This is a genomic window from Sulfitobacter sp. DSM 110093, assembly GCF_022788715.1.
Classification (GTDB): Bacteria; Pseudomonadota; Alphaproteobacteria; order Rhodobacterales; family Rhodobacteraceae; genus Sulfitobacter.
This window is the reverse complement of the sequence record NZ_CP085167.1, coordinates 2,586,793-2,602,835: the sequence shown is the minus strand read 5'-3', so window position 1 is coordinate 2,602,835 and position 16,043 is coordinate 2,586,793. Positions and strand designations below refer to the sequence as shown.

Annotated in this window: 14 protein-coding genes; 12 read left to right on the top strand and 2 right to left on the bottom strand. The window is 56.1% G+C overall.

Annotated elements, in window-relative coordinates; translation table 11 throughout:
- Window positions 1-49: 49 nt before the first annotated feature.
- The gene (rlmF, locus tag DSM110093_RS12790) at window positions 50-955 is read right to left on the bottom strand and encodes a 23S rRNA (adenine(1618)-N(6))-methyltransferase RlmF (RefSeq protein ID WP_243265447.1); all 906 of its coding nucleotides are present in this window, start codon (window positions 953-955) and stop codon (window positions 50-52) included.
- Window positions 956-1,441: 486 nt separating this feature from the next.
- Here rlmF and urtA point away from each other — a divergent pair, with 486 nt between their 5' ends.
- From urtA to DSM110093_RS12760, 6 genes are all read left to right on the top strand, one after another.
- A complete protein-coding gene (gene urtA / locus DSM110093_RS12785; protein WP_243265446.1) occupies window positions 1,442-2,728 on the top strand; it encodes an urea ABC transporter substrate-binding protein in 1,287 nt (428 codons plus the stop codon).
- Window positions 2,729-2,806: 78 nt separating this feature from the next.
- Window positions 2,807-4,735 (top strand): urea ABC transporter permease subunit UrtB, encoded by a 1,929-nt coding sequence (gene urtB, locus DSM110093_RS12780; protein ID WP_243265445.1) that lies wholly within the window; start codon window positions 2,807-2,809, stop codon window positions 4,733-4,735.
- 3 nt (window positions 4,736-4,738) lie between these two features.
- Window positions 4,739-5,920, top strand: a complete 1,182-nt coding sequence (urtC, locus tag DSM110093_RS12775; protein WP_243265444.1) for an urea ABC transporter permease subunit UrtC — start codon at window positions 4,739-4,741, stop codon at window positions 5,918-5,920.
- Window positions 5,917-6,672, top strand: a complete 756-nt coding sequence (gene urtD / locus DSM110093_RS12770; protein ID WP_243265443.1) for an urea ABC transporter ATP-binding protein UrtD — start codon at window positions 5,917-5,919, stop codon at window positions 6,670-6,672. Before urtC ends, urtD begins: the two co-directional genes overlap by 4 nt.
- A complete protein-coding gene (urtE, locus tag DSM110093_RS12765) occupies window positions 6,659-7,354 on the top strand; it encodes an urea ABC transporter ATP-binding subunit UrtE (RefSeq protein WP_243265442.1) in 696 nt (231 codons plus the stop codon). Before urtD ends, urtE begins: the two co-directional genes overlap by 14 nt.
- 121 nt (window positions 7,355-7,475) lie before the next feature.
- A complete protein-coding gene (locus DSM110093_RS12760) occupies window positions 7,476-7,931 on the top strand; it encodes a GNAT family N-acetyltransferase (protein ID WP_243265441.1) in 456 nt (151 codons plus the stop codon).
- A 223-nt stretch (window positions 7,932-8,154) separates the two neighbouring features.
- Here the strand turns inward: DSM110093_RS12760 and DSM110093_RS12755 are convergent, their stop codons facing one another.
- Entirely contained in the window at window positions 8,155-9,093 is a 939-nt protein-coding gene (locus DSM110093_RS12755; RefSeq protein WP_243265440.1) for a LysR family transcriptional regulator, read from the bottom strand.
- Between the two features lie 199 nt (window positions 9,094-9,292).
- Here DSM110093_RS12755 and DSM110093_RS12750 point away from each other — a divergent pair, with 199 nt between their 5' ends.
- The 6 genes from DSM110093_RS12750 (at window position 9,293) to DSM110093_RS12725 (ending at window position 16,036) form a co-directional block, all read left to right on the top strand.
- Window positions 9,293-10,372 carry a TRAP transporter substrate-binding protein gene (locus DSM110093_RS12750; RefSeq protein WP_243265439.1) on the top strand — a complete coding sequence of 360 codons (1,080 nt, stop codon included), beginning with the start codon at window positions 9,293-9,295 and terminating at the stop codon, window positions 10,370-10,372.
- 63 nt (window positions 10,373-10,435) lie between these two features.
- Entirely contained in the window at window positions 10,436-10,987 is a 552-nt protein-coding gene (locus tag DSM110093_RS12745) for a TRAP transporter small permease subunit (protein ID WP_243265438.1), read from the top strand.
- On the top strand, window positions 10,984-12,609 hold the full coding sequence (locus DSM110093_RS12740; RefSeq protein WP_243265437.1) for a TRAP transporter large permease subunit: 1,626 nt from the start codon (window positions 10,984-10,986) through the stop codon (window positions 12,607-12,609). Before DSM110093_RS12745 ends, DSM110093_RS12740 begins: the two co-directional genes overlap by 4 nt.
- Window positions 12,610-12,657: 48 nt before the next feature.
- Window positions 12,658-14,370: a dihydroxy-acid dehydratase gene (gene ilvD / locus DSM110093_RS12735; RefSeq protein ID WP_243265436.1), complete on the top strand. Its 1,713-nt coding sequence runs from the start codon at window positions 12,658-12,660 to the stop codon at window positions 14,368-14,370.
- Window positions 14,367-15,272, top strand: coding sequence for an NAD(P)-dependent oxidoreductase (locus tag DSM110093_RS12730; protein ID WP_243265435.1), 906 nt, complete (start codon window positions 14,367-14,369; stop codon window positions 15,270-15,272). The genes ilvD and DSM110093_RS12730 overlap by 4 nt, the downstream gene beginning before the upstream one ends.
- A complete protein-coding gene (locus DSM110093_RS12725; protein ID WP_243265434.1) occupies window positions 15,269-16,036 on the top strand; it encodes an SDR family oxidoreductase in 768 nt (255 codons plus the stop codon). Before DSM110093_RS12730 ends, DSM110093_RS12725 begins: the two co-directional genes overlap by 4 nt.
- Window positions 16,037-16,043 lie beyond the last annotated feature (7 nt).

Below are 16,043 nucleotides of genomic sequence, written 5' to 3'. Positions count from 1 at the left end.
CCAAACCTGCATACTCTCGTTATGAATGAGGGACCAGCGAGGGGGCAGGTTAGGTGCGTTGCTTCTTCTTGATGTAGGTCCAAGCGATAAAGCGACTTGTTTTTTGCCCCTGTGCCATTTCGACGACTTTGTATTCAGCGACCTTGGCTTTTCCTAGAATTCGATGGAGCGGCTGGAGATTGTCTTTCTTTGATACCAATGAGGTAAACCAAAGACACTGTTTGGCGAACTCCGTGCTCTCATTAACCATGCGGGCGATAAACTTTATCTCGCCACCCGGGTACCAAAGTTCAGCATCGCGACCACCGAAATTGAGTTTTGCCGAGCGCCCTTTGCCAAGGCCCGCCCACTTGCGTTGAGTCCCCTTTTTTGCTTGTTCTTTAGACCCGTGGAACGGTGGGTTGCACATGGTGACATGAAAAGCATCGTCGGGCTGGATCACACCGCGAAAGATATTCTCGGGGTTCGTCTGTAGCCTAAGGTCGATGTCTAACCCGTTAGATTCGCAAATTTGGCGTGCCGATTTGATCGCGCCTGCGTCTACATCGACGCCAGTAAAGTGCCAGCCATACTCGCTCTGGCCCGTTAGGGGGTACACCAAGCTTGCGCCGGTGCCGATGTCCAACACCCTGATATTCCGCCCCCGCGGGGGGACCTCGTTTTCATTTCCGTCGGTAAGCAAGTCTGCAAGATGGTGGATGTAGTCCACGCGGCCCGGTATTGGAGGGCAGAGATAGCCGGCGGGGATATCCCAAGACTTGATACTATAATGCGTCCTTAGCAACGCCTGATTGAGCGTCCGAACAGCCGCCGGGTTCTGAAAGCTTATCGTCGGCCGACCAACAGGACTATTGATTATGAAGGGCTCAAGCTCAGGTGTCTGTGCGACCAACCGCTTGAAGTCATATCCTTCTAAGTGCTGGTTACGGGGGTGGAGTTTCGCTTTACTGGCCATGGGGCGCCTTTGTTAAAGTTTGGAGGGCATGGCTCGCCAGACAGTTTCTTAAGCTTTCATCTCCGAAGTGTAAAATTGTAACTTGCTATATCGAAAGGAGCCGAGAGCGACCGGTCGGTGACAATGGGCGCGGCACCCCTAGGTCCAACTGCAAATCTGAAATTTGCGCAGACGCGGTAGGCGCTCATTACAGACAGGAAGGTTCCGCATTCCATGAGTCCAGCGCTCAAATTTTAGAGGTTCGGCTACAATTTGCACATCTTCCAAGCACATATGCTGCGGTGCAGAAATTTCCCTCAGCTTGGGGCTTGTTGGTTCGTCCATCAAAATTGACGTTGTAACAGCTTCGGTATGGAGCGCCGCGAACGGGATAGTCTTGCAGGAACCTAGCCATTCGCAGCTACAGCAAACGCTGTGTGGAAAAGCATTGGGCCTATTGGGATGTTTGCGTCTCCGCTCTTCCGCACACCAAACGGGGATACCGTAATGAGATTTTCCACCAAACGAACTTTTACTGCGACCGCTGCCCTTTTGATCGCAGGTTCAGCGGCCAGCGCGGAATGCGAGGACCCGATCAAGGTTGGCGTGCTGCACTCCCTGTCCGGCACGATGGCCATTTCCGAGACAACATTGAAAGACACGATGGAGTTGTTGATTGCGCAGCAAAACGCCGCAGGCGGCCTGTTGGATTGCGAAATCGAAGCCGTTGTCGTTGACCCCGCTTCTGACTGGCCTTTGTTCGCTGAGAAAGCGCGTGAGCTTTTGACGGTGTCTGAGGTTGATGTCATCTTCGGCTCTTGGACATCTGTTTCGCGTAAATCGGCATTGCCTGTTTTGGAAGAGTTGAACGGCCTGATGTTCTACCCGGTTCAATATGAAGGCGAAGAAAGTTCACGCAACGTGTTCTATACCGGCGCCGCCCCGAACCAGCAGGCAATCCCTGCCACCGATTATTTCTTGGAGGAACTGGGCGTTGAGAAATTTGCTCTGCTCGGCACAGACTATGTCTATCCCAGAACCACCAACAACATTCTTGAACAATATCTGCTAGATAAGGGCATCCCCGAAGAAAACATCTTTGTAAACTATACGCCGTTCGGTCATTCCGATTGGTCCACCATTGTGGCGGATGTGGTTGAACTGGGCGCAGACGGCTCTCAGGTCGGCGTGATCTCGACCATCAACGGCGACGCAAATATCGGCTTTTACAAGGAGTTGGCGGCTGCCGGTATCTCGGCTGATGACATTCCGGTCGTTGCATTTTCGGTCGGTGAAGAAGAGCTTTCGGGCCTCGATACCACTGACCTTGTCGGCCACCTCGCGGCGTGGAACTACTTTCAATCCGCAGAATCCGACGCGAACGACGAATGGGTCGCCGCTTGGAAAGAGGCGATGGGCGAAGACCGCGTGACCAATGACCCGATGGAAGCCCATTACATTGGCTTCAATATGTGGGTGAATGCGGTCACCGATGCGGGCACCACGGATGTGGATGCGGTGCGTGCGGCGATGTATGGGCAGGAATTCCCGAACCTTACTGGCGGGACGGCTGTCATGCTACCCAATCACCACCTCGCCAAGCCCGTCTTGATTGGTGAAATCACCGCAGACGGCCAGTTCGACATCATCAGCCAGACCAAAGAGGTTCCGGGCGATGCATGGACGGACTTCCTGCCTGAATCGGCTGTTCTGGTGTCCGATTGGAAAGAGCTTGAGTGCGGTATGTACAATACCGAGACCGAGACCTGCGTTCAGCTGACATCGAACTACTAATATCAACTGTCGGGCGCGCTAATGAGCGTGCCCGACAGCATTCTGAATACTCCCCCCTGACCGAAAGTCCCATATAGTATGGTTCGTATTCTACTCTGCCTGATGTGCTTGCTGACATCTGTCAGTGTCGCTTCAGCCCAAGACCTTCAGTCTATCTTGCAGACGCACAGCGACGAAGTAGCCAAGCCATCGCGCAACTCGGTCGGCGTATTGTTGGATGACATGGTGGCCTCGGGCCTGTCGCAGGTTCCTGCATTTCTTGAGCAATGGGTGGGACGAAGCGTTTGGCAAGACGATACAACAGGCCAATTTTATATCGCGACCGAAGTCGACGATACGCTAACGCTGCGCAACATTGATACGGGCCAAGAAACGACTGCTTTGGCAGATGGTTTCAGTCAGTTGCGCCCCAATGGCGGCGTGCGGCGGGTTATCGGTACCGCATTGGTGCAGTTTCAACTGTCCGATCCCGATCCAGAACGCCGCCACGCTGCCCTTGAAAGTATTGCCCGACGGAGTGATGCCAGCCAGTTTGAGCCGCTTATGGCATCACTAAATGGGGAAGAAGACCCGGCCTTGCGCGCCCGCAAGGTGCAATTGATCAATTTCTTAACCGCCCGATTTGGGGATGCTTCCGAAGATCGCATTCGCGCTATTGAAAGCCTTTCATCCGACACGTCCCTCGAAGCCCGCGCGGTGTTAAGTCAGATCCTTTCTGTGACGACTGGCGTGGCAGTACAGCAGCCCGATGGCAACATCGCCCGCATTCTCGATCCCATGGCGGACCCTTCCGCGAACTACGAAAAACTTGTTGGGGCCGAACTCGCTCCGGCTATCGTACCTCCCGGTGAAATCCGCGCCGCGCTTGAGGCCAATATAGTCGAAAGTCGCGTCGGCGGCATCCCTTTGGCGCGGTTGGATGATCCAGAAAGGCGGGTGGATGCATATCGCACGCTTGCCGACGCCGGTGCCGTGCCACCTTTGGTGACTCAGGATGATATTAACACTGCTTTGCAGGATGCCGTCTTTTACGAACTCTATGACGAGGACGAGGTTGCGATCACTGACGCTGCCCGCGCCACGCTCGACGCGGTTGAAACGCGGGTCGGCTGGGCGCAGACGTTTGATTTGACGTTGGACGGCCTATCGCTGGCCTCGATCTACTTTCTCGCCGCGATTGGGCTTGCGATTACCTTTGGGCAGATGGGGGTCATCAACATGGCCCATGGCGAGTTTATCATGATGGGTGCCTACACCGGCTATGCCGTGCAGCTCATCGTTCCCGACTACACGGTCTCGTTGCTCATCGCGCTGCCGCTTGCCTTTGCCGTTACCTTTGGGGCGGGTGTCGCGATGGAGCGGCTGGTGATCCGGCATCTCTATCATCGCCCGCTTGAGACCTTGTTGGCGACCTTCGGCATCTCGATCGCCTTGCAGCAAATCGCCAAGAACATCTTTGGCACGCAGGCCCGCCCACTCACATCGCCGGATTGGCTAGGGGGTGCGCTTGTGATCTCGGATGTGGTTCAAATCAGTTACATCCGCATCGCCATATTCGTGCTCGCGCTGATTTTCCTCTTCGTTCTGCTGTATATCCTCAAGCGTACGCGCCTTGGATTAGAGGTGCGCGCGGTCACGCAAAATCCTGGCATGGCGGCATCGATGGGCATCAACCCTGATCGCATCAATATGATGACCTTTGGGCTCGGGTCAGGCATTGCAGGGGTCGCGGGCGTCGGCATCGGCCTTTACGCGCAGGTCACCTCTGAGATGGGCGCGAACTATATCGTGCAAAGCTTCATGACCGTCGTGGTAGGGGGTGTCGGGTCGGTATTCGGCACGTTGGCTGGCGCGGGGCTGATTGGCTTCTTGCAAAAGGGGATCGAGTGGTTGAACCCGTCCAACACGCTGGCGGCACAGACATATATGATCCTGTTCATCATCTTGTTCATTCAATTTCGGCCCAAGGGCATTGTCGCCCCCAAAGGCCGTGCAGCGGCGGATTGAGCCATGACCCAGACGCACAACGAACAAAGGTCATTCATCGGGCGCAATCCTTCGGTCCTCTACTTTCTCGGCGCTCTCGGGCTTTTTACAGCCATTGTGGCGGTGATGTCGGAAGCCACCGGCGCGGGGCTCATCTCGACCTCATTCATCAAAACACTGGGCAAAACCCTGTGCCTTTGCCTTGTTGCCATCGCGATGGATGTCGTTTGGGGCTATTGTGGCATTCTTAGCCTTGGTCATTTCGCTTTTTTCGGGATCGGGGGTTACGCTATTGGCATGTGGCTTATGTATGCCCGCACTGAAATCATCGTCGCTGAAAGCCTCGCAGGTCAGATTATCCCACCAACTCCGCAGGAGATATCAGACGCTATCGGAAATCAGATCTTCGGCGTTGTCGGGTCATCAGAGTTCCCAATAATTTGGGCCTTTGCGGACAACCTCTTTATCCAATTAGCTTTTGTCGTGCTGATCCCCGGTGCCCTCGCGTTAGTCTTTGGCTGGCTGGCGTTTCGTAGCCGTGTGACTGGCGTTTATCTGTCGATCCTCACCCAAGCCATGACGCTGGCGCTTGCGCTCTACCTTTTCCAGAACGACAGCGGCTTGCGTGGCAACAACGGCCTGTCGGGCCTGCAAAACATCCCCGGCTTCGCCGAAAGCGGCCAAGACGTGGTCTCTATCGTCTTCTTCCTCGCCTCTGCCTTGGCGCTTGCTCTGGGCTATCTGTTTTTCGCGTGGATCACCGACAGCAAGCTGGGCAATGTCATCCAAGCCATCCGCGACGATGAATCGCGCGTTCGTTTTCTGGGCTACCATGTAGAGAGCTATAAACTCTTCGTTTTCACCATCACCGCCACCGTCGCAGGCATCGCCGGCGCGCTTTATTACCCGCAAGCAGGCATCATCAACCCGGCTGAAATCGCGCCCATCGCGTCGATCTATCTCGCGGTATGGGTCGCCATCGGCGGGCGTGGCCGGCTTTACGGCGCGGTGATCGGCGCGGCAGTGGTTTCGCTTTTGTCCAGTTGGTTTACGGGCGGTGGCGCGCCCAGCATCAATCTGGGGGTCTATACGATCCACTGGGTCGATTGGTGGCTGGTGCTGCTCGGTCTTAGCTTTGTACTTATCACGTTGTTTGCCCCCAAGGGCATCGGTGGCCTCTTTGACAAACTGGTACGCAAATCATGAGTTCACTATTAGAAATGTCCGGAATCTCGAAGTCTTTTGACGGGTTTCAGGCGATCAAGAACCTTAGTCTACAGATCGGTGAACCGGAATTGCGCGCGGTGATCGGCCCCAATGGCGCTGGCAAGACGACCTTTATGGACATCATCACCGGCAAGACAAAGCCGGATGAAGGCTATATTCTGTTTGGTGATGACAGCCGCTCTCTTATTGGCATGTCGGAAAGCCAGATCGCCATGCTTGGGATTGGGCGCAAGTTTCAAAAGCCGACAGTGTTTGAGGCGCAAACCGTGCGCGAAAACCTTGCCATGGCATTAAAGAACCCGCGGGGTGCATTCTCGGTCCTTTTTTATCGCAAAAACCCTGAGGGGGCCGCGCGACTAGAAAAGATTGCTGACGAAATCAACCTGACCGACCATCTCACACGCCCCGCCGGAGAGTTAAGCCATGGGCAAAAGCAATGGCTTGAGATCGGGATGCTGCTTGCGCAATCGCCCCGCTTGTTGTTGGTCGATGAACCTGCCGCTGGCATGACAGCACATGAACGCGAACACACCACAGATATTTTGAAAAAGGCCGCCGAGACCCGCGCCGTGATTGTGGTGGAGCATGATATGGAATTCGTGCGGCGCCTGAACTGCAAGGTGACGGTGCTACACGAAGGGTCTGTTCTGGCCGAAGGGTCGCTTGATCATGTGACTAACAACCAGACTGTTGTAGATGTTTATTTAGGGCGCACCGATGCTGGAGATTGAGAACCTAAGCCTGAAATACGGGCAGTCCCAGATACTTCATGACATAACATTAAGCGCACCTGTGGGCCAAGTTACCTGCGTGACGGGCACAAACGGGGTCGGCAAAACGAGCCTTCTGAAAGCCATCGCTGGGCGGCACCCTTTCTCAGCCGGGACGATCACGCTTGACGGGGCTTACCTGCATTCGGGGCGTGCCGCCCTGTCGGCCAAAGCTGGCGTCGGATACGTGCCGCAGGGGCGGGAGATATTCCCCCTCATGACTGTTGAAGAGAACCTTGAAACGGGCTTTGCCTGCCTTCCTAAATCTGAGCATAAGATCCCGGATGACATATTCGACCTTTTCCCGGTCCTCGCCGAAATGAGGGCCCGGCGCGGAGGTGACTTGTCTGGTGGCCAGCAACAACAACTTTCCATTGCCCGCGCGCTTATCGCCCGCCCTAAGGTGTTGCTTTTGGATGAACCGACCGAAGGCATCCAGCCCAATATCATCCAGATGATCGGTCGCACCATCCGGCTGCTGCGCGATCGGGGTGAATTGGCAATCATACTTGTCGAGCAGAACTTCGAATTTGCTTACCTCAACTCCGATCATTTCCACATCATGCAGCGCGGACATTTCACAAAATCCATCCCAAAGTCCCAGGCACAAAGGGAGGCACTTTTGGACGCGCTCGCGCTATAGGTGAGCGATGTAGAACAGGGTTGCGGAAGAACCCATGCAGTAAGCGCATTTCCCATGCCCAGATATACATCTTCTACGGGCTTTGTCGGGCTCCCATCTCTTAGTTGAGATTGGAGACATCATGCAAACGGCCGTTCCAGAGACCCTATCCTTCCCCCTTCCGCTTTTGCAGCAGACTCTATGCGAGCATTATCGGCGCCTTAGCCCCGCCTCGCGGAAGCTGCGGTTTATGGGTGGGCTCAATGACGATGCCTTGGTGCGCGTGGTTCACGCCTCCAACCCTGACCTGACCCTCGGTATCGAATGCGATGATGCCCTGCGCGCAATACTGGAGCTTTATTTCGTTGACGGTATCCATGCTGAAATTGGTCTTTCGGTTGAAGACGCCTATCAGGGGCGCGGCTATGGCCGGACACTGTTCCATCGCGGCCTAGCTGAAGCGCGCGCGCGGAATATGGAGACTGTGGATGTGAATTTTTTACGCAGCAACCTCGCGATCAAGAAGTTCTGCATCGAAGAGGGGGGAGAGGTTCGCTGCCGTGGAGCTGAATGTGTTTCGCAGCTATCGTTGAAGTGACACAGATATCCAAGGCGAGCATGCGTACTTTGCCCGCGATTATCAGATAATAGGCCACCAGATACGCTGCAGTAGCCAATCCTCACGACTATGCCGCAACTGGTCCGAAATTCCGCGACCACCTCTGTGGCAATGTTGCGGTTAATGTTTCCCGTAAGAACCGATGCCTATAGCTGTTTTGCTGTGTCACCCAACCCGCTCTTACCGTGTTCTATGGCCCCTGTTATATTGGCGATGAACCAAGACCCTGCGGTTCGTCTGGTGCGATTCCGGCAAAGAATTGGTCAAACCGGCACGTCTCTTGGATCAGTTCAATTAGGGCCAACACTGCCGGGCTGCGGGTGCTTTCTGAGTACGCGACCACATAGGCCAGCGGGTCGGGTTTCAGGTCTGGCGAAATGCGGCTGACCGCGGCGGAAAATGGAGCCGTATCAAGTATGAAATCGGGCAATACAGAAATACCGTAGTTTGAAGTGACTAAGGCGATCATTGCCAGCAGACCGTCCGCGACGATGACACCACCTAAGTCAGGACCTTCTGCGCGAGGTCCGCGTGCTATGACTTGATCAAAAAGGGTATTTTCCTGCGCGATCAGGGGCGTTCCGGTCAGGAGGTCTGAGTTCAGGGGGGTGTCTTGCGGGAATTCCCCCCGTGCCGCGCAAAACGATGTCGTCAAGGAGCCAACCGTTTCAAGGGTAAAGCCCGGCGGGTAAAGCGCGGAAGGAACCACCACGAGATCAAGCTCGTTCTCGACAAGCATCTGGCGCAACTTAAAGGCAGACCCCACCCGAAGGTCTAGTTCGAGCCTTGGAAAAGTGGCGTGAACCCTACGCATAAAGTCGGGGATCCAGCTGAAGGAGGAGAGTTCGGTCACGCCAATAGAGACACGGCGCGCGATCATCTCGGGCGAGGACAAACCAGCCACCAACTGATCTGTGCTTTCCAGAATGCCCGCGGCCTGCAGGCAGGCTTCTTGGCCCCGACGGGATAGGGTTGGAACACGGGTGGTTCGATCAAACAAGGCGGCTCCGGTCACTTGTTCGAAGTCTTGGATGCGCCGGGTGATGGTTGACTGCGATGTTTGCAAGTGCCGTGCGGCGGCCTCAAAGCTTCCCAAGCGGCCGATCCAATAGAGCGCTTCCAACTGTTTCAACGTTACCATGCGAAGGCCTCACCTAACGAAAGCTGCGAAAGGGCCGCAGCATAGAAGTGCTATGTTTGCCCTAACTGTTGCAGAAAGTGAAACTCAAAATTAAAAATATTCCGTATTGCGGAACTAAATCAGTTCGACCTATGGTGCGTGCGACGAGGTTGGTGCGCGACCGTATCTCCCTTGTTCACATCAGGGAGGATGATCACCAATGAAACGCAGAACAGTATTGTCTGGTGCCGCATTTGGCGCTGCCGCCTTAACACTTGCCGCACCAGCCGTGGCGCAGAACAAACGTATCCTAAAGTTGGTTGGGACATTCCCGCGCGGGTTTCCCGGGCTTGGACATGCTGCTGAAAATATTGCCAAGCAGGTTACCGCCGCTACGGACGGCGCGCTGACGGTCGAGTATTTCGGCGGTGGCGAATTGGTGCCCCCTTACGGTGTGAATGATGCAGTATCTACCGGTGCCGCAGAAATGGGTCATACATCGCCCTATTTCGCCGCCGGCAAGATCAAAGCGTCAATGTATTATACTAACATGCCCTACGGCCTTTCGGCAGGCGAGCTTGCAGGCTGGATCCGTTATGGCGGCGGACAGGAGCTGTGGGATGAGGCTTATGGGCCGTTCAACCTCAAGCCATTCTGGGCGGGCAGTTCAATGGCGCAGGCCGGTGGGTGGTTCAAGAAGCCGATCAATTCGCTGGATGACATGCAGGGTTTGAAGATGCGCATCGCTGGATTGGGGGGTGCGATCATGCAAAAGATTGGGGTTTCCTCGGTCAACTTGCCTGCAGGGGAAATCTTCCCCGCGTTGCAATCCGGCGTCGTCGACGCGGCGGAGTTTGTTGGGCCGTGGAACGACAAGGCGCTCGGCTTGGCCAAAGTCGCGCCGCATTACTATATGCCAGCCCCACACGAAACGGGCGCAGGTCTGGAATGTATCGTGCGCCAAGACGTGTGGGAAGAGTTCACTCCCGCGCAGAAGGTCATTGTTGAATCGGTCATTTCTGCTGTCGCGGATGAGACGACTTCGGCCTTCGCCTATAACAACGTCGTCGCCTTGCAGCAGTTGATCGCAGAAGGCGTGACACCGTCAGTATTCCCCGATGACGTCGTTGATGCATTGGGTAAGGCTTCGGTCGAGGTGATGGAAGCCTACCCAGACGGTGATGAGATGTCTGAAAAGATTCACGGGCCTTATGTCGAGTACCTCAAGCAGGCCGTGTTCTGCGGCAAGCTTCTGGAAGGTCAGATGTACGCTGACCGTGCCCGCGCCTGGGGCATCTAATCTTTAGAAACGCATCGGCGGGGCGCGATTGCGCCCCGCCTTCGTGGCGAAAAGGACAACCTCATGAAACAGATTGCCGCCGCGATTGATGCGGTGAACGACCTTACCGGGCGCGTGATCTGCTGGGGCATCTTGTTGATGGTGATCTTGCAGTTTGCCGTCGTCATCGCCCGCTACGTTTTCTCGACGTCGACGCTGTTTGGCATTCCCGCAGTGTGGTTTCAGGAGGGGGTAGTCTACCTGCATGGTATGACCATTCTGCTGGGCACCGCATATGCGATGCTTTGGAACAAGAACGTCCGCGTTGATATTCTGTATGACAAAGCCAGCCCACGTGTGCAGGATCTAACCGAATTTTTCGGCAGCCTGCTGTTCGTGTTGCCGCTTTGCTTGGTGATTGGCTGGTCTGCGCTGCCCAACGTTGTCGGTGCTTGGGCGGTCAAGGAAGGGTCGCTCGAACCCAATGGCATTCCGCTCCGCTATGTTCTCAAGGCGTTATCGCTCGTTTTCTGCGTGCTCGTTTCCGCGCAAGCCCTCTCGACGATGATCAAAGCATTCTTGCGTCTGACAGGGCGCTCAAGCGACCCGATTTATGAAGTGAGTGATGAACTGTGAGCGGATTGATAGCACATCTTGACCTGTTGATGTTCCCGGTGGCGATTGTCTTGCTCCTTCGCGGTTTCCCGGTCGCCTTTACGCTGGCCGGTGTTGGTTTGCTCTTTTCAGTGCTGGGCGCTGTTTTTCAGGTTGGCTTTTTTGCGGGGGGCGACCTTTCATTCCTTCGGGCCTTGTTTGGCCGCATCTTCGGGCTGATGGACGAAACAAACGAAGTCCTCGTCGCGGTTCCGCTATTTGTGTTCATGGGCGTGACATTGGAGCGTAGCGGCGTCGCCGCAGATTTGCTGAGCTCAATGGCCAAAATCTTTGGCCGCTTGCCGGGCGGCCTTGGTATCTCTGTTGCCATCGTCGGGATGTTGCTGGCGGCCTCCACCGGTATCGTGGGCGCGACGGTCGTCACGATGGGCCTGATTTCATTGCCCACCATGCTGAAGGCCAATTACGACAAACGTCTATCAACAGGCATTATCGCTGCGTCTGGCACGCTGGGGCAGATCATTCCCCCATCGCTGGTTTTGATCATTCTCGGCGATGTGCTGTCGAACTCCTATATCACTGCGCGCCGCAATGCCGGGGATTGGGCACCTGATCCGGTTTCGGTCGGCGATATCTTTGCGGGTGCCCTTTTGCCCGGGCTGATCCTTGTCGGTGCTTATGTGCTCTATATCCTTTGCGTAGCTCTTTTTGCTCCGCACCGCGCGCCAAGTGTGGTGGCCGAGGGGGAAAAGGTATCGCTTGGCCCTGTTTTGCTGCTGCTAGCCCCGCCGCTTTTGTTGATCGTTGCTGTGTTGGGCTCCATCCTTTTCGGTGTCGCCACCCCGACCGAGGCTGCCTCAATCGGATCCATTGGTGCGATCCTGCTGGCGGGGCAACGCCTTTCGGATCGATCTTCGCTGCCGCAGTTGGTGGCCGTGATCGGCGCGATCATCGTTGTCTACTTCGTGTTGAACTTTGATCTGCGCCTCGCAAAATCTACGATCACCTCAGGTGATAAGATCAACATCGCTATTGTCTCTCTTGGCTTGATCGCCTTCACTTGGGGCAGTGCTGTAAGCCTTTGGCGGATCTGGCTGTCGAAGACAGCGGATGAGCCGTCTGTCCTCACATCTATTCTGCGCGCCTCGTTGCATATGTCGGTCATGGTTTTTGCCATCTATATCGGCGCGCAGGTCTTTAACCTCGCTTTCCGCGGTCTTGGCGGTGAGGAAACGGTTAATGAGTTCTTCACAGGTCTCCCCGGCGGGCCGTGGATTGCATTGGGCAGCATGCTATTGATCATGTTCCTATTGGGGTTCTTCCTCGACTTCCTAGAGATCGTTTTCGTCGTCACTCCGATTATGGCGCCAGTGCTCTTCTCCTTCAGCGGTGCTGATGGGTCGGTCCTGTTCCATCCGGTCTGGATTGCCGTCGTGATGGGGCTGAACTTGCAGACATCGTTCCTGACACCGCCGTTCGGGTTTGCACTGTTCTATCTGCGCGCTGTCGCCCCCAAAGAGGTGACCACCGGAGATATCTATCGCGGCATCATTCCCTTTGTCGTCATCCAGATCATCATTCTGGCTGTGGTCCTTTGCTGGAGCGATTTGGCCACATGGCTGCCTGCGCTTTTGACGAGTTGATCGCTCCGCCATCTCTTCTAAACACACTAATTTCCTAGGACACCGTTCATGAAAACGCCGCGCTTTCGCTCCGAAACCATCCGTGATGGCATCATCCGCAGCACCACACGCAGCTTTCTCTATGCGCTTGGTCTGGACGATGAGGATATCTCGAACCCGCATGTGGCGGTGATCCATACCGGTGGGGATATGAGCCCATGCAACACCAGTTTGCGCGATCAGGCTCAGCACGCGAAGACCGGTGTTTTCGCAGCGGGGGGCACGCCGCATGAATGTCCCGTGGTTTCGGTGTCGGATGGCCTTAGTGTAGCGCATTCCGGCATGCGGTTCTCACTCATCTCGCGCGATCTGATCGCCGATAGTGTTGAGGCAACTGTGCGCGGCCACCAGTGGGACGGCATTTTTGGCATCGGCGGCTGCGATAAGAACATGCCGGGCCTGATGATGGGGATGACGCGCTGCAACGTGCCGTCGTTGTTTTTGTATGGAGGGTCGTCGCTGCCCGGTCAAATAGGCGGCAAAGATGTTAATATCGTCGATACCTATGAGACGATTGGCAAAGTTCTGGCAGGCGAGGCGACCGAAGAAGAACTGGATCAGATGACCCGCAGTTGCCTGCCCACCTCAGGCGCTTGCGCGGGGCAGTTCACCGCGAATACGATGGGTATGGTCTCAGAGATTTTGGGCTTTGCGCTGATGGGCTCGTCCATGGTCCCCGCGGTCTATGCCGCGCGCGCGCCACTGGCCCGCCGTGCGGGTAAAGTGTTGATGCAGGCTGTGAAGGGCGACGCGCCTCTGCCGCGTGATCTGGTCACCCGCAAATCGCTTGAAAACGCCTGCGCCGTGGTTGCTGCGACAGGCGGATCAACCAATGCCGCGCTGCATATCCCTGCGATCGCGCATGAGGCGGGCATTGCATTCCACCTTGATGATGTTGCCGAGGTATTTGCCCGCACGCCGCTGATCGCGGACCTTAAGCCGGGCGGTCGCTTTCTTGCGCGGGACGTATTCTATGCCGGTAGCGCGCCTGCAATCTTTAAATCTCTGTTGGATGGCGGGTTTTTGCATGGTGAATGCCTGTCGATCACGGGCAAGACCATCGCCGAAGAGCTTTGCGAAACCCCAAAGCCTGATGGCGAAGTCGTTCGTCCCACTGCGAAGGCCATTGCGCCGACTGGCGGGGTTGTTGTGCTCAAGGGTAATCTGGCGCCGGATGGTGCATTGCTGAAAGTCGCTGGTCTGAAAAAGCTCGTCCACAGCGGCCCGGCGCGGGTCTTCGAGTGCGAAGAAGACTGTTTGAAAGCGATCCGAACGCTGGACTACGCCGAAGGCGACGTGATCGTGATCCGCAACGAAGGGCCGCGCGGTGGGCCGGGTATGCGCGAGATGCTGGGCATTACCGCGTTGATTTATGGGCAGGGCAACGGTGAAAAAGTCGCATTGATCACTGACGGCCGCTTCTCCGGGGCGACCCGCGGGATGTGCATCGGCTATGTCTGCCCAGAGGCGGCAAGCGATGGCCCCGTGGGGCTGCTGAAGGACGGAGACATCATCGACATCGATGCGAACGCGGGAGTTTGCACCCTTGCCATGCAGGTGGATGATGAAACCCTTGCCCAACGCCGAAAGGAGCGCATTGAGCGTCCAACAATCGCCAAAGGCGGATTGCTTGAGAAATATGCAGCCACGGTTGGGCCTGCCGACAAAGGGGCAGTCACCCATAGTGGCAATGTCGTGTGGGAGAAGGATCCGATTGGATGAGGATCGGCTTTGTAGGGTTGGGTGACATGGGGCTGCCGATGGCCCAGTGCCTTTTGGTAGCAGGTCACGATGTTGTCGCTTGGAATAGATCTCCAACGCCGCTGGCTACATTGGCCGCGAAAGGCGCAATCGCCGCCGCGTCGCCCGCTGAGGTTATGAAGAAGGCAGATATTATCGGGGTTTGCGTTTCTTCCCATGACGTTGTGGAAGCCGTTGCCTTTGGTGCCGATGGTCTGTTTTCAGCCCCTGCAATCAAAGCGCGTGCGATCGCCGATTTCTCAACCGGCGCGGCAGATGCATCGCGGACCTTTGCCGAACGTGCAGCCAAGCTGGGTGTCGCGTGGGTCGACGCCCCGGTGAGCGGCGGTGTCGAGGCCGCGCAAAAGGGTGAGTTGATCGTTTTCGCTGGCGGAACGGCAGCAGGTATCAACGCGCTTGGGCCTCTGTTGGACGCAGTTTCGGCGCGGGTGACACATATGGGCGCGTCGGGTAGCGGGCAGGTGACAAAAATCTGCAACCAAATGATCGTCGCCGCAAATGTCATCGCCATCGCTGAGACGACAGCCTTCGCTCGTAAGGCGGGCGTAGACGTTGCTGCTCTTGCTCCGGCGCTCGCAGGTGGTTTCGCGGATTCTGCTCCTTTGCGTATTTTCGGTCCTCGCATGGCAACTCGAACTTTTACGCCTCGGCTGGGCGCTATCGAATTGATGCGCAAGGATGTGGGGCTCGCACAATCGTTGGCAGCAGAAATAGGCGCCGACGTCCCGCTGACCGACGCAGCGCGTGCCGTATATGACCGGGCAGGCGAACATCGTTCTGTGTCGTTAGAGGCCGATCTTTCTGCGTTGGTCTGTCTCTATGAAGACGCGATTGCCCATTCCGACGAAGGAGAGCCAAAATGACGAAAACAGTTTTGATCACGGGTGGCGCTTCGGGGATTGGACGCGCCTGCTCTCAGTACTTCATGCAGAACGGTTGGAACGTCGTTCTCAGCTACCTTCTCGACAGTGAGAAAGCCGCCGCTGATGCCTTGGCGGAAGAGGCCAAAGAAGCGAATGTTCAAGCGATCTCATTGCAATCGGATGTAACCAAAGACGATGATTGCAGAGAACTGGCGGCACTTGCCACTAAGACCTTTGGCCGGATCGACGCTCTTGTCTCCTCGGCAGGGACGACACGGTTGGTTCCGCATGGTGACCTTGATGCGCTGACGATGGATGACTTCATGAAGACCACTGCCGTGAATACGGCTGGCCCATTTCAGATCGTGCGGGCCTGTGCAGAAGCGCTTAAGGCTGGGGACGGCGGTAGCGTGGTCATCGTTTCGTCCTACGGGGCGATTTGGGGAACCGGATCGTCAATCGCCTATGCAGCATCAAAAGGGGCAACCAACACGTTGACCATGTCCTTGGCACGGGTGTTGGCGCCCAAGGTTAGGGTAAATGCCGTTTGCCCGGCTTTGATTGCTGGCGGATTTGTCGAACGCATGGACAAGAAGGTGTTTGACGCGCGGGTCGAGTTGCAAGAGGCGCGGGCACCTTTGCAGATGGTCGGCCAGCCTGAAGATGTAGCCGCAGATGTGTTCTGGCTGTCTACTGGTGCGCGGCTGATGACCGGTTCGGTGTTGTCACTCGACAGTGGCTTGCATTTGAACGGCGATAGTTAAGTCTTCT